Genomic DNA, 13,548 nt, shown 5'->3' with positions numbered 1-13,548 from the left:
AACTGGTCCCCGATAGTTGGACCGGCTAACTAAAGGTTATGCCGCCAGGGCCTGAGCTCGGTACTGAACCGGGCTCAGGCCCTCAAGGTAGCTATGGACGCGTTCGTGGTTGAACCAGGCGATGTACTCATCCAGCCCGGTGGTGAACTCCTCGACGGTCTCGAACTCGGAGTGGGTGAAGAACTCCTCCTTCAGGTGACCGAAGAAACTCTCGATCACCGCGTTGTCCAGACAGTTGCCCTTGCGCGACATCGACTGAAGACCGTCGACCCCGGCGAGCAGCCGCCGCCAGGACACGTGCTGATACTGAAACCCCTGGTCGGAGTGGACCAGCGGGCTCTGACCAGGGGGCAGGGTCTTCAACGCCTCCCGCAAGGAGGTGTTGGTCAACTCCAGGTTCGGTGACAGAGCGGCCGTGTAGGAGATGATCTGCCGATCGAACAGGTCCATGACCGGTGACAGGTAGACCTTGTGGCCCGCGACGGCGAACTCGCTCACGTCGGTCACCCATTTCTGGTTCGGCCCCTGCGCGGTGAAGTCACGCTCCAGCAGGTTCGGCGCCACCTGGCCCGCCTGGCCCCGGTAGGAGCTGTAGGGCTTCTTGCGGCGCACCCGACAGACCACGCCCAGCTGGTTCATGAGCTTGAGTACGGTCTTCTTCGCCACCCGCCACCCCTTCTTGAGGAGCTGGTCATGGATCCGGCGGTGCCCGTAACGACCCTTGTTCTTGTCGAAGAGCTGCCTGATCTGGGCTTTGAGCGCAGCGTGGGGATCCGGGGCTTGGAGTCGGGCCTGGTGGTAGAAGAACGTGGAGCGGGCCAGACCCGCGACCTGAAGCAGCAGTGTGAGGGGATGGTGAGCCTTGAGGGTAGCCACGGCCGCAGCCTTCATCGCCGCCCCTGTTCCCTCAAGGCCCGCAATTTTTTTAGGTAGGCGTTCTCCGCGGCCAAGCGCTCGTTTTCACGGCGCAGCTGTTCGAGGTCGCTGAGCTCTGGTGCGGGCTTGTCCGGGTCCTGGGGTGGTCGGCCCTTGCGTTGGGGGCGCAGGGCTTGTTCTCCCCGGCTTCGGTAGGCACGGACCCAGTTCTCGACCAGTTTGGGTGAGGACAACGCGTGTTCACGGGCCAGTTGGGCTGGTGAAGCGTGCCCGTCAATGACCTGGCGGACCAGGTCGAGTTTGAACTCGAACGTGAACGACCCTCTGGTCGGCTCGCGCATCAACGCTCCCGCACCTCGAAGTTTGAATCGATCGTGCAAGCGTCTCATTGCATGCTTGGACACGCCCAGTCTGGTGGAGACGGCTTTGGGTCCGTGTCCGGCCTCGAACAGGGCCAGAGCGCTATGACGTTGATCTTCGGACAGCGAACTCGTGGGATAGATGTGACTGCTCCCCGGTAGATGGAACTGGATTTCCCAGTCCAACTTCCGGGGAGCAGTTCAATCCGGCCGCCCCTTTTTTTGTGGTCGAATCCAGCCTGTGCCGTCCTGGGGCGGCACCGATGAACCGGGAAGCACCAGGGGCCCGGGTGTGTTTCCTCATTCACCGGGAAAGAAGTTACCACCGCCGGTAGCATCACCTGCATGGGAGCTGAACTTATGGAATCGGGATACAGATCCGCCGAGCAGGAGCCCGGTCAGTCGGCCGTTCAGGCGATTCATGCGGGGTCTATAAGCCTTGGTGGCGGATTGTCCAGGGACCAGCTGGTTACCCTCGCGCAAGCGCTGCGCGAACTAGGCGGGGCCGCACCTGAACTGGTCCCGTCCGGTGCACGGGAGGACTCGAGTTTCTCCGGCGGTCGTGCGCGCAAGATCAGCGTCTCCATGCCAGAGGACCTCAGCGCCGCCGTCCAGCAGAGAGTGGGGCGGGGGGAGTTCAGCAAGTATGTAACCGAGGCGGTCGCCCAACGACTGGAGTCCGACCTGTTGGCCGAGCTCGTCGGGCTGCTCGACGAGGAGCACGGTGAGGTTCCGGAAGATCTGGTTGCGGAGGCGGAGGGCGCATGGCCGGACGTCGAGTGACCGGAAGCGGCACACTTGTCCTCGACAGTGAAGGGCTGTCCAAGCTCTCTCACGGGGACAAGCGAGCCCGCGCTCACCTCGAGGCCGCGCGGCGAAGAGGAGCACGCGTGGTTACCAGCGCGCTCACCCTTACCGAGGTACTCAGGGGCGGTCCGAGGGACGCCGCCGTGCACCGGGTCCTGGCGAGAGTCGAGGTCGTTCCGGTCTCGCCAGAGATCGGTAGGGCCTCGGGGGAGCTCCTTGGCAGAGCTGGTTTGTCCGGTCACCGTTGCGCGATCGATTCCGTGGTGGCGGCCACCGCGCTTCGGCAACCGAGGCCGGTCCTCGTACTGACGAGCGATCCCGAGGACCTGGCCGCGCTCGTGGAGGAACCGGAGCGGCCCAGATCAGAAAGGGTCGCGGTGGTGCCCCTCTGAGTTCGTGACGGCTTCTTGGCGGGGGCGTGGTCCACACCTGTGGTTGGCGGGGGAGGGGAGCGGGTAACCCTTCGGCACCCGGTGACAGCCAGCGGAAGGTGGTTCCCATGCTGATAGCCGCGATCCTGCGGGCGAAGGGCCCGGAGGTGGTGAGCGTCGCTCCTGAAGCGACCGTCGCGCAGTTGCTCACCGAGCTCGCACGTCACAACATCGGCGCCGTCGTCGTCGCCGCGGAGGACGCCACGCTCGTCGGCATCGTCTCCGAGCGTGACGTGGTCCGACACCTGGAGCGCCGTGGACCAGACCTGCTGTCCGCCCCGGTCTCCGACATCATGACCTCCGACGTGGTCACCTGCACCCCCGATGACACCGTCGAGGAGATCAGCGAACACATGACCATGCGCCGGTTCCGGCACGTCCCGGTCACCTCCGAGGGGCGGCTGGCGGGGATCGTCAGCATCGGTGACCTGGTCAAGAGCCGTCTACGGATCCTTGAGGACGACCGTGCCCAACTGGAGGCCTACATCCACGGCCGGTAGCGGGGCCCGGCCTCCTCCGACCGCCGTCGCGCCGTGTCTCATGTGTCTCAGGTGTCTCAGGTGTCTCAGGTGTCGCAGTGATCGCCCGACGCCACGGCGACGGCGGCGGTCGCGGCGGTCACGCCCAGGACCGCGGGCCAGGAACCGACCTTCTTGGCCAGCGGGTGCGACAGGCCGAAGGCGGCCACGTACACGCCGGTCAGCGCGATCGCGGTGCCCAGACCCGAGCTGCGGCGCGTGGTCTCGAAGGCCGCGGCGCCGAACCCGGCCAGGACCGCCCCGCCCAGGGGGCGGTTCCCGGTGGCGCGGGCCACCGAATAGCCGCCGATCAGACCGGCTGTGGTCAGGACAGCGCTGGGTACTGCGGGCATCGAGGACTCCCCGTTTGTCGTGAATCTGTCAGATCGAGGCTAGCTCCGCTCCGAGAGGCGCGCCATTCGGCGCGCGTGTCCCGCTCCGGGGTCGTTTCCGAGGGCTGCTGTGCTCCCCGGTCCGGTTCGGCCGGGGCGGCCGGTCACCGAGCGGCTGATTCCGCATCACGCTCAGGACACGAACCATGGGTTTCGGCTGGTGTACGTGCCACGGTAGGAACAGACCACTACCGCCTTCTCGTGCGTCGCTCCCGTCCCGACCTGGAACCGGAAAACAGTACGCAACGTCGAAGCTGATAGTTCCCGACGTCCCGTTACAAGGAGTGAATGCCTATGTCGTTCGCGCAGACCGTGCGCGGCGCGGCCAGTGCGGTAGCCCAGGGGGGCGACCCGCGCCAGGCCGTGACCGACGCAGTCCAACAGGCCGCGGGCCAGGTGGGCGGACAGGGGGCCGGCCAGCGGTCCGGTCAGAGTTCGGAGAGCGGTCTCGACCCGCAGGACTTCGTCGCCGCACGTGAGCAGGGCGCGTCCGTCGACACCCGTATCGAGCAGAAGACCACCTCGCTCAACAACGCAGGCGAGGCCCTCAACCGCAGCTACTACGAACGCGGCCGGAGCGGCCCCGTCCACGTCATCTGTCCGATGGTCACCCCCCGGGGACGCACCCTCGTCACGATGCTCCCGGCGATCGCCCTGGTGGTCATCGGTGTCATCGGGTTCTCGACGGTGACGGCGACGGCGATGGTCACCGGCGCCAACTCACTGCTCAACCCCTTCTTCGGGATCCACTACTGGCTCATCACCCTCGCCGTCACCGGCTTCATGTGGTGGCGCCAGGGCATGGTCATGGTCCCGGACGGCTGCAAGGCCATCATGACGCGGTTCGGGAAGATGGAGGGCCTTCTCGACCCGGGCCGGGTCACGCTGTTCAACCCCTGGAAGCGCGTCTCCTACATCGTCAACACCGAGCGCGAGTACCCGTTCAACGCGCCGATCCGATCCGCTCCCACCAAGAGCGGCGTCCAGGCCTCGGTCGACCTGTTCGTGCAGTTCAAGATCAAGAAGCCCGACGACTTCGTCTACACCCTGGGCGGTGTCCACGGTTTCCAGGAGAAGCTCAACAACGCCATCAGCGAGACCACCCGCAGTCTCATCTACGAGCAGGAGGCCTCGGCGATCTACGACATGGTCGGCGAGGGCACCCAGGGACTGCTGACCTCCCTGAACAGCCAGTTCAACGGGATCGTCGAACTGACCAGCGCCAACATCACCCACGCCGAGCCCTCCAGCCAGGAGTACCGGATGGACCTGGCGGCGCCGGAAATGGTGCGGGTGGCCAAGGACGCCTACACCTTCGAGTACGAGCTCCAGCTGCGCAAGGAGCAGAACGAGGGTGACCTGAACAAGGAGCTCGCCACCCTCAACGAGACGCTCTCCGCGATCCAGGCCGACATCGCCCAGTACCAGGCGCAGATGGACACCGCCCTGGAGCGTGAGACCAACCGGGCGCGCGCCACCGCCCGCCAGCGCTTCGTGGAGGCCGAGTCCGAGGCCAACGCCAACGCCGCGCTGCTGCAGGCCCAGGCCCTGGACATCCGCGCGGTCAGCGCCGCCGAGGCGCCCGAGATCCTCAACTACCGGTTCCGGGAGAACCTCCTGGACAAGCTGGAGTCGGTCGCGGACAGCCTGCCGCAGGTGCTGCGGATCGGTTCGGGCGACGGTGCCAGTGTCGACTACCTGCGCATCGCCCAGGAGATCATCGGTCAGAGCGACACCGCCCTGTTCTCCGATGAGGACATGGCCGCGGTCCGTGAGCGTCTGGGCGAGATCAAGGCCCGCATCTCCCAGCGCGAGCAGGAGATCAACGCCCTCATCGAGGAGGAGGCCAACGCACGCCGCGGCCCCTCCGTCGAGGACCCGGGCGAGGACCTGGTCGAGGAGATCCGCCAGTCGGTGAGCGACGAGGCCATCGACGAGCGCATCTCCGAGGCCGCTCCGTCGCCGGACACCGAGCCCGCCTCTCCCGCCGAACAGGCTCCGCACGGTGGCCCGGCCACCCACGGCGGTCAGGCCCAACCGGCAGGGCAGCCCCCGGTCGACGCCCCGCCGCCCTCCGGCGCCCCGTTCCATAACCCGCAGGACCCGAAGAACCCGCCGCCGCCCCCGTGGCCGCAGGGCGGTTCCGAGGGCCAGCACCCGGGAGGTCAGTAGATGAGTGAGTCCTTCAACCCCGGCGGCGGCTCCAACATCAAGGAGTCCCTCTCCTCGTGGGGTGACCTCGCGGGTCTGCTGCGCGGCGGTGACCAGGGCGCGATCGTCCCGGTCGTCATACCGCGTGACAACCGCGGACTGCGCTGGACCATCCTGGTGTGGTTCGGCCTGTTCGCGATCAGCAGTGCGCTGATGATGACCCTGAACGCGGCGTTCGGCAGCGGCCTGTCCGGCGTGGCCTACGGCGCCCTGGCGGTGCCGACCCTGATCGTCGGTGTGCTCAGCGTGCTGCTCGGAGGCCTGTGGTGGTGGCGCGGCGCGATCGTGGAGATCGAGCAAGGCACCGACGGCATTCTCACCAAGTACGGCAAGTTCACCGAGGTCATCGGCCCGGGCCGGCACTACCTGTGGCACCCGTGGAAGCGCGTGGACTTCGTGGTGGACACCAGCACGGAGATCCCTTACACGGCCCCGGTGCTGGCCTGCCCCACGCGGGAGAACGTGCCGCTGAAGTCGATCGAGTTCTTCCTGAAGTTCCGGATCAAGAACTCGCACAAGTTCGTCCTCACCATCGGTGCGAGCAACTTCGACCTCGTGCTCTCCAGCGCGGTGCAGGACGCCATCCGTCAGCGCAGCCGCATGGTCAACACCGAGTCCGCCTACGATCTGCGCGGCTCGAACGTCGAGGACATGCGCGGCCTGCTCAACAACCAGTTGAGAAAGTACGGCGTCGAGATCACCGGCTGCAACATCCCGGACGTGCAGCTGCCCAACCAGTACCAGCAGCACCTGGCCACCCGGGAGCGGGTCGCCAAGGAGCTGGTCGCCTACGAGCAGGAGTGGGAGCTCACGCGCAAGCGCCGCATCGACACCCTGCTCATGGATATCGAGCGTTCCAAGAAGACCCGCGACGCCAAGATCGTCGAGGTCAACGCCTCCCTCAACAAGGCGCGCAAGGACGTGGCGCAGATGCTGGAGGAGCAGGAGACCGAGGCCCAGCGGGTGCGGTACGAGATCGAGACGCGCGGCCGGGCCGACCTGGTCGCCGCCGAGAACGAGGCCAAGGCACAGCGGCGTCTGGCCACCGCCTACCGGGACAACCGGGCTGTGCTGGAGTACGAGCTGGCCCGACGCCGCCTGGACGTGGGGGCCATCCTGGCCGGGCGGGCTCCGCGCCCGGTCGTGGTGCAGACCGAGGGCGGCTCCGGCGACGCTTCCACGCTGTCCACCCTGCTCACCGCGCAGCTGCTGCCGCAGGTCATGAACAGCGGGGGTGGCTCCTCCACCCGTTCGCTGGCCGCTTCGGCGGCCCAGGAGGCCTTCGACAGCGCCCAGGGTTCAGTGGCCGCGGCCGCCGCCCGCCAGCAGCAGCTGGCCGAGGAGCACCAGAGCCAGCAGGACACCGCGATGCGCCAGCAGTTCGAGCGCGGTGAGGGTTACGGCGGCAGCCAGGACGGTGGCCGACGCGGTCGCTGACCTCCAGCTCAGTGCCGCCCGGATCCTTCGGGACCGTGCCGCCTGGTGCTTGCCGGAAACGGAGGAACGTGCGAGGGGCCCTGCGACATCTCGTGTCGCGGGGCCCCTCGTCTGCCTGGGGAGGGAACGCTCTCACACGCTGAGGGTCAGGGAACCGTACCCGGCGATGTCGATCCCGTGCCGGGCGGCGATCTCCACCAGGTCCTCGATCTCTCCCGCCTGGGAGGTGGCCAGGTCGTCGTCGCCGATGGCGTGGGCACGGCGCAGCGCGGTGATGGAATCGTGGATACGCAGGTGAAGGGTGAGCACGAACTCGCGCATGGAACCTCTCCTCGGGTGGGGCGGCGCTGCCTGGGGGAGAACCTTGAGGGGTGTCTCCCGGGGGACGCACCCATCTGTACACGCCGAGGGTGAGAGAAGAGTTGGAGCGGGGCAGCGCCCGGCAAAGAGCCGGTTAAGTGCCCGGGCCGCCGGTGCCCGGGCAGTGCCGTCTGGCGGTGCCGTCTGAAAGGGGCCCTGAATAAGGGAGGCCTGGCAGCGTCTCCGGGAGGAGCGCTGCCAGGCGGTGTGGAGTCAGAGGCGGGTCAGGGGTGCCGCGAGGGCCCGCGGTGCGCGGGGATCAGTGGTCCACCCAGACGTACCAGTCACCGGAGATGTGCTCGTAGATCCGGGACCCCTGGCCGGGCACGAAGACCCCGACGGGGATCTCCTCGGTGCTGTGCGCCAGCCCGGCGGGGTAGAAGAGTCCGGCGTCCTCCACCTCGTAGTGGGTGACGTCGTCGGTCACCGAGACGCTGCGCAGCGAGTACATCCCGGTCCACTCCCCGTTGCGGGGGATGGTCGTGGGGTCAGCGACCTCGTCGCGGAGTTCGAGGAGCTGCTCGGCGGAGGCCTGCACGCGCATCTGCAAGGGCACGTCGGCCACGGCCAGGCCCAGCGAGAGGAAGGCGATGAGTGGCGCGGAGATCCAGCGCAGCCAGTAGTGGCGGATCATCGGACGGGCGACGGCCAGCGCGATCCCCAGGCGCAGTGCGCCCATACCGGCCAGGAGCAGCCCGCCGACCATGCCGATGACGAACGTGGGCAGGTGCCCCGCTGGCATGCTGTCCTCGAAGAGAAGAACGAGTCCGATCACCCCGCACGCGGGGATGTAGAGCCGACCGGGCGGGCGCGAGGCCCAACTGATCAGCCGCTGCGCCAGCGTCGGCTTCTCGGCGATCTCTATCAGCTTGGCCACGGACCCGTCAGGGTTCGGGCCGGAAGCTGCGGCGGACATGACGTTCCCCCCACCGAATCCGGGTCATGGTGACGCGGGCCCCGGGGCAGCCTAAGGGCTCGAACGGGCCGCGTCACAGTCGATACGGCCGTTGTTGTGCGGCCTGTTCCACAGGATAGAGCAGAGGTGGGGCGTGTTCGGGGCGACGGGGCGAAATAGCGGGAGCTTTCCCCTGTGTCGTCGATGGTGCCCGGCGCCGGACAGGTCGGGCCGCGCTGGGTCGTGGTGAGAGGACCAGGTAGTCCCAGGACCACCGTCCACCACCCACCGCCATCAGGACGCACACCGCCGTGACCAGCGCGGTCGCCCCCCAGGAGCCGAACGGGGACAGGTGCGCGGCCCCGACGGTGAGGGTGCCGATCATGGCCGACAGGGCCAGGAGCGGCCCGGTCAGCCATGTGAGCAGGCCCACGGCGAAGGCCACCGAGAGCGCGACCAACAGGGCGGGGGCCAACGGTGCGGCGAAGGTGGCGACGGGCATCCCGGCGTCGGACAGCCGCTCGGCGACCAGACCCTCCTGGCCGCGCAGCGCCAGGCCGTACTCGGCGAACACCCAGCCCACGCCCACACGGGTGGCGGCGGAGATGACGTCGTAGAGGCGGCCGCGCAGGATGGCGGGCTTGGCCGACCGGGTGCCCAGGGCGGATCGAGTAGGACGGGTGGAGCGTTTCGGTGGGGGTTCGGGCCGCATCCTCGGCCTGGTGCGCTGCATGTCCATTCCTCCCGGCAACCCGGCGCGGCGGTTCCAACAAGCGGAAACTACCGAAAGTAACGTGCACTTACCCGGTGTCACTCTCGGAGAGTCGCGCAAAACCCACCGGATTGGGCCCGTCGGTACCGGCAGGCCCCGGAGCTCCTCGGCCGAACCGGCACGGAAGGTCACCCGCCCGCTCTAGGGTTGTGGCGTGCCGACGACTCGCCAACAGAACAACTCCGCCCAGCAGAACAGCTCCTCCCGCAAGAGCGACCCGCCGCCCGCGCCCACCTTCGAGATCGAGAACGAACTCCGCGCCGCGGGTGCGCGCGTGGTGGCCGGGGTGGACGAGGTGGGCCGGGGCGCCTGGGCCGGGCCCCTCCTGGTCTGCGCCGCGGTCCCCGGTGAGGGCGAACCGCCCGCCGGGCTCACCGACTCCAAACGCCTGACCCCCAAACGGCGCCGCGAGCTCGCCGCGCAGATCGAGCCGTGGGTGGCCGATCACGCCTTCGGCTGGTCCGAGGCGGCCGAGATCGACGAGGTCGGTATGACCGAGGCCCTGCACCGGGCCGCCCGCCGTGCCCTGGACGCCCTGGAACCCCGCCCCGACGCGGTGCTCCTCGACGGCCGCCACGACTTCATCGGCCGACCCTGGCCGGTGCGCACCCAGGTCAAGGGCGACCTGACCTGCGTGAGCGTGGCCGCAGCCGCGATCCTGGCCAAGGTACGCCGGGACTCCCTCATGGCCGAGATCGCCGAGGAGCACCCCGGCTACGGTTTCGAGAAGGCCGCGGGCTACCCCTCGCCCACGCACCGGGCCACCCTGGCCGAGGCCGGGCCCACCCCCTATCACCGAATGAGCTGGGCCTACCTCGACGACCTGCCCCGATGGCGCCACCTGCGCCGGGTGCGCCCCGCCCCCGGGGGTCAGATCCCGCTGCTCTGAACCCGCTGCCTCGGCCAGGGCGCCCTGAACCTGCGGCCCCGAGTGGCCCCGAGCGGACCCGCGACACGCCGCTCCGCACTGGACATCCGGCCCCACTTGGGGCAAGGCTGTTCTCCGGGGTGTGCCCGCCTGCCGCACGGGTGGCCGGCCGCACCTGCCCCAAGGAACACGAGCAGCCGCGTTCACGGCCACAGCCACGGTCGCGTCGCGGGTGTCGGTCCCCTCCGACCTCGGCCCGCCCCCGGGCCGACCACGCGACCCCCACGCAGGAAGGGGCTACGGATGACGCGCGAACTGCGCTCCGCCGCCGCGCAGGCCGACCGCGCCTCGGGACTGGACCGCCTACGCGCCTTCTACCACCGGGTTCCCCTCGGGCGGCGTCTGGTGGCGGCGCTGGTGATCGTCACGGTGGTCGCCGTCGTCGCACTCGTCCTGAGCCTGCCCGTGTTCGGGTTCGTGCTCGGCACAGTGCTGCTGCTGGTGGCGTTCTCCGCCCTGATGCGTTCCTTTGACGCCTTTCTCACCGTGGTGGTCTCGGTGGTGTGGCTGCTCATCGCGGTACCGCTCTTCCAGATCCCGCTGACCGCCCAGCCGGTCACCCTGCTGGTCCTGCCCCTGCCCTTCCTGGTGGTCCTGGCGGCCAGTCGTGCCCGCGAGTTCCCCGTCTGGCACACCTCCCTGCTCGCGCTCACCGCGGGGCTCGTCGTCGGGTTCTCCGTGGCACTGCTCGGCATGATCGTCGAACCCTTCCCCGGCGGTGCCGGGATCGCCGCGCTCTACGTCGCCGCGGGAGCAGGCCTGCTGTGGCGCCTGCTCGCCTCCGGGCAGGTGGCCAAGGAGAGCCGCGAGAACGACGACAAGCGCAGGACCAGCACGTCCAGATCGCAGTCGGGCGGGGCCCAACCGGGCGGGGCACAGCGCAGGCCCGCGGGGGCGGGGGAGGGCACCGGCCCCGGCCGCAGGGGCGAGACCGAGAACGTGCGCGGCCGCGGCTCCGACGGCTCCCGCCGGGGTAGGACCGCCGAGGACGGCGCCGACGCCGAGGAGGAACCCGTCCCGGTCGACGTGGCCCTGGCCGAGCTCGAGAACATGATCGGACTCGACCCGGTCAAACAGCAGGTTCGCGGGATCGCCGCCTCCATCGAGGCCGCCCGCCTGCGGGCCGACGCCGGGCTCTCCGTGGAGCGCCCCCTGCGCCACCTGGTCTTCTCCGGGCCGCCGGGTACCGGCAAGACCAGCGTGGCCCGCACCCTCGCCACGATCTTCCACTCCTTCGGGCTCCTGCCCACATCCCGGGTCGTGGAGGCCCAGCGCGCCGACCTGGTCGGCGAGTACCTGGGCGCCACCGCCATCAAGACCAACGAGCTCATCGACAGCGCCCTGGGCGGGGTGCTGTTCGTCGACGAGGCCTACTCCCTGGTCAACGAGGGTGACGGCCAGGCTGACCGGTTCGGTAACGAGGCCGTCCAGACCCTGCTCAAGCGGGCCGAGGACGACCGCGACCAGCTGGTCGTCATCCTGGCCGGTTACGAGAAGGAGATGGACGCCTTCCTGGCCTCCAACCCGGGTCTGGCCTCGCGGTTCGCCACCCGGATCAGCTTCCCCAGCTACTCTTCCGCCGAGCTGCTCCGGATCGCCGAGAATCTCGTCGCCCAGCGAGGGGACTTCCTCGAGCCCGAGGCCGCCCGCACGCTTCGGCAGCGGTTCGAACAGGCGGTCCAGCGCGAGGCGATCGACGAGCTCGGCAACGGCCGCTTCGCCCGTTCCATGGTGGAGAAGGCCTCCCAGGCCCGTGACGTGCGCGTGGTCACCTCGGGGGTGAGCGGCGACGAACCCGGTCTCCGCCCCAGCCCGGACGCCCTGGTCACCGTGCTCACCACCGACGTCGAGACCGCCTACTCCGAACTCACCTCCCGCCTGCCGGGCTTCGGGGAGTCCCCGGGCCTGGAGGAGGCGATGGCCGAACTCGACGGCATGATCGGCCTGGAACCGGTCAAGGAACAGGTGCGCTCCCTGGTGGCGCAGCTGCGGGTGGCGCGGTTGCGTGAGGAACAGGGTCTGCCGCACCAGCCGCCGATGCGCCACTTCGTCTTCTCCGGTCCGCCCGGTACCGGCAAGACCACGGTCGCGCGCGTGCTCGGCCGGGTCTTCTCCGCTTTGGGCATGCTGGGCCGGGCCGAGGTCGTGGAGGCCCAGCGCGCCGACCTGGTCGGTGAGCACTTGGGCGCGACCGCCGTCAAGACCAACCGGCTGATCGACCGCGCCCTGGGCGGGGTGCTGTTCGTCGACGAGGCCTACTCCCTGGTCAACCCCGGTTACAGCGGCGGCGACGCGTTCGGGGCCGAGGCCATCCAGACCCTGCTCAAACGGGCCGAGGACGATCGTGACCGCCTCGTGGTGGTCCTGGCCGGCTACACCGACGAGATGGACCGCTTCCTGGCCTCCAACGCCGGGCTGTCCTCCCGGTTCAACGTGCGGGTGCGGTTCCCGTCCTACAGCCCCGAGGAGCTGTCCGAGATCGCGGACACCGTGGCGGCCCGCACTGGCGACGTCTTCGACGACACCGCGCGCGAGGACCTGCACAGCATCTTCACGCACGTGTGCGCCACCGGGTGGATCGACGAACTGGGCAACGGCCGCTTCGCCCGTTCGCTCTACGAGCGGGCCTGCTCCCACCGCGACCTGCGAGTCTCCCAGGAGGTGGGGGAGTCGGCGACGGCGGCCGAGCTGACCGTGGTCACCAGCGAGGACGTCCGCAGGGCCTACGCCGACGCCACCCAGAACAGCTAGGGATCCCGGCACCCCGTCCTGCTACTGTCCAGTACATGACCGCTTCGCCCTCATCCTCCGCGTCCCCCGTCAAGCAGGCCCTGATCCTCGCCGGTGGACAGGCCACCCGGCTGCGGCCCTACACCGACACCCGCCCCAAGGCGATGGTGGAGGTGGCCGGACGGCCCATCATCGACTACCAGCTGGAGTGGCTGTCCTCGCACGGAGTCGAGCAGGTCGTCGTCTCCTGCGGGTACAAGGCCGAGGTCCTGCGCGAACACCTCGCAGCACGACAGGGCGGTCCAGAGATCACCCTGCTGGTCGAGGACGAGCCGCTGGGCCGCGGCGGAGCCCTGCGCTACGCCGCCACCGGGCTGCGCGATCCCGAAGCCCCGTACTTCGCCCTCAACGGTGACGTCCTCACCTGGTTCCCCCTCGACGAACTCACCGCGCGCCACCGCGCCAAGGGCGGACTCGGCACCCTGGCCCTGGCCCAGTTCCGCACCACCTGGGGCATCGTCGACGTCGACGGGGACGACCGCATCGAGGGCTTCACCCAGAGCCCCCTGCTACCGGTGTGGATCAACGCGGGCGTCTACCTGTTCGAGCCGGGTCTGACCCCGCTCCTGCCGGTCAAGGGCGACCACGAGTCCTCGACCTTCCCCGACCTCGCCAAGGAGGGGAAGCTGGCGGCCTACCGCATCGACGGTTTCTGGCGCGGCGTGGACACCGCCAAGGACGTCAAGGAGGCGGGGGCCGAGATCGAGGCCATGCGCGGGAAGGCCTGACCTGGCTCTGGCGGGGCACCGGGGCGGTAGGTATCGTCACGGAC

At 69.1% G+C, this 13,548-nt stretch carries 14 protein-coding genes and 1 pseudogene; 8 read left to right on the top strand and 7 right to left on the bottom strand.

The window, feature by feature from the left end:
• Window positions 1-36 precede the first annotated feature (36 nt).
• The 3 genes and pseudogenes from D457_RS35945 to D457_RS37840 all read right to left on the bottom strand — a co-directional run.
• Entirely contained in the window at window positions 37-876 is an 840-nt protein-coding gene (locus D457_RS35945) for an IS3 family transposase (protein ID WP_239646217.1), read from the bottom strand.
• 11 nt (window positions 877-887) lie between these two features.
• A complete protein-coding gene (locus D457_RS37290) occupies window positions 888-1,217 on the bottom strand; it encodes a helix-turn-helix domain-containing protein (protein WP_239646216.1) in 330 nt (109 codons plus the stop codon).
• 21 nt (window positions 1,218-1,238) lie between these two features.
• A pseudogene (locus D457_RS37840) lies at window positions 1,239-1,421 on the bottom strand (helix-turn-helix domain-containing protein); the annotation flags it as partial.
• A 264-nt stretch (window positions 1,422-1,685) separates the two neighbouring features.
• Here D457_RS37840 and D457_RS35435 point away from each other — a divergent pair.
• The 3 genes from D457_RS35435 to D457_RS0124940 all read left to right on the top strand — a co-directional run bounded on the left by D457_RS35435 (window position 1,686) and on the right by D457_RS0124940 (window position 2,973).
• Window positions 1,686-2,018, top strand: a complete 333-nt coding sequence (locus D457_RS35435; RefSeq protein ID WP_193374542.1) for a hypothetical protein — start codon at window positions 1,686-1,688, stop codon at window positions 2,016-2,018.
• The gene (locus D457_RS33340) at window positions 2,000-2,434 is read left to right on the top strand and encodes a type II toxin-antitoxin system VapC family toxin (RefSeq protein WP_026117004.1); all 435 of its coding nucleotides are present in this window, start codon (window positions 2,000-2,002) and stop codon (window positions 2,432-2,434) included. The genes D457_RS35435 and D457_RS33340 overlap by 19 nt, the downstream gene beginning before the upstream one ends.
• A 107-nt stretch (window positions 2,435-2,541) precedes the next feature.
• Entirely contained in the window at window positions 2,542-2,973 is a 432-nt protein-coding gene (locus tag D457_RS0124940; protein ID WP_017583406.1) for a CBS domain-containing protein, read from the top strand.
• Window positions 2,974-3,038: 65 nt separating this feature from the next.
• Here the strand turns inward: D457_RS0124940 and D457_RS0124935 are convergent, their stop codons facing one another.
• Window positions 3,039-3,344 carry a hypothetical protein gene (locus tag D457_RS0124935; RefSeq protein ID WP_017583405.1) on the bottom strand — a complete coding sequence of 102 codons (306 nt, stop codon included), beginning with the start codon at window positions 3,342-3,344 and terminating at the stop codon, window positions 3,039-3,041.
• 333 nt (window positions 3,345-3,677) lie between these two features.
• Here D457_RS0124935 and D457_RS0124930 point away from each other — a divergent pair, with 333 nt between their 5' ends.
• Together D457_RS0124930 and D457_RS0124925 are read left to right on the top strand one after the other, a co-directional pair.
• Window positions 3,678-5,555: an SPFH domain-containing protein gene (locus tag D457_RS0124930; protein ID WP_017583404.1), complete on the top strand. Its 1,878-nt coding sequence runs from the start codon at window positions 3,678-3,680 to the stop codon at window positions 5,553-5,555.
• Window positions 5,556-7,031: an SPFH domain-containing protein gene (locus D457_RS0124925; RefSeq protein WP_017583403.1), complete on the top strand. Its 1,476-nt coding sequence runs from the start codon at window positions 5,556-5,558 to the stop codon at window positions 7,029-7,031.
• A 132-nt stretch (window positions 7,032-7,163) separates the two neighbouring features.
• Here the strand turns inward: D457_RS0124925 and D457_RS0124920 are convergent, their stop codons facing one another.
• The 3 genes from D457_RS0124920 to D457_RS0124910 form a co-directional block, all read right to left on the bottom strand.
• Window positions 7,164-7,352, bottom strand: coding sequence for a hypothetical protein (locus D457_RS0124920; RefSeq protein WP_017583402.1), 189 nt, complete (start codon window positions 7,350-7,352; stop codon window positions 7,164-7,166).
• Window positions 7,353-7,650: 298 nt separating this feature from the next.
• Window positions 7,651-8,307: a hypothetical protein gene (locus D457_RS0124915; protein ID WP_017583401.1), complete on the bottom strand. Its 657-nt coding sequence runs from the start codon at window positions 8,305-8,307 to the stop codon at window positions 7,651-7,653.
• A gap of 73 nt (window positions 8,308-8,380) precedes the next feature.
• Window positions 8,381-9,025 carry a DoxX family protein gene (locus D457_RS0124910; RefSeq protein ID WP_017583400.1) on the bottom strand — a complete coding sequence of 215 codons (645 nt, stop codon included), beginning with the start codon at window positions 9,023-9,025 and terminating at the stop codon, window positions 8,381-8,383.
• Window positions 9,026-9,212: 187 nt separating this feature from the next.
• Here D457_RS0124910 and D457_RS0124905 point away from each other — a divergent pair, with 187 nt between their 5' ends.
• The 3 genes from D457_RS0124905 to D457_RS0124895 all read left to right on the top strand — a co-directional run bounded on the left by D457_RS0124905 (window position 9,213) and on the right by D457_RS0124895 (window position 13,504).
• Window positions 9,213-9,947 (top strand): ribonuclease HII, encoded by a 735-nt coding sequence (locus tag D457_RS0124905; protein WP_017583399.1) that lies wholly within the window; start codon window positions 9,213-9,215, stop codon window positions 9,945-9,947.
• 282 nt (window positions 9,948-10,229) lie between these two features.
• Window positions 10,230-12,737, top strand: a complete 2,508-nt coding sequence (locus tag D457_RS0124900) for an AAA family ATPase (RefSeq protein WP_026117002.1) — start codon at window positions 10,230-10,232, stop codon at window positions 12,735-12,737.
• 35 nt (window positions 12,738-12,772) lie between these two features.
• Window positions 12,773-13,504, top strand: coding sequence for a nucleotidyltransferase family protein (locus D457_RS0124895; protein ID WP_017583398.1), 732 nt, complete (start codon window positions 12,773-12,775; stop codon window positions 13,502-13,504).
• Window positions 13,505-13,548: the final 44 nt, after the last annotated feature.

It is taken from the genome of Nocardiopsis valliformis DSM 45023 (assembly GCF_000340985.1).
Taxonomy (GTDB): domain Bacteria; phylum Actinomycetota; class Actinomycetes; order Streptosporangiales; family Streptosporangiaceae; genus Nocardiopsis; species Nocardiopsis exhalans.
Note: the sequence above shows the minus strand (reverse complement) of the source record. Positions and strands in the feature narration are given on the sequence as shown.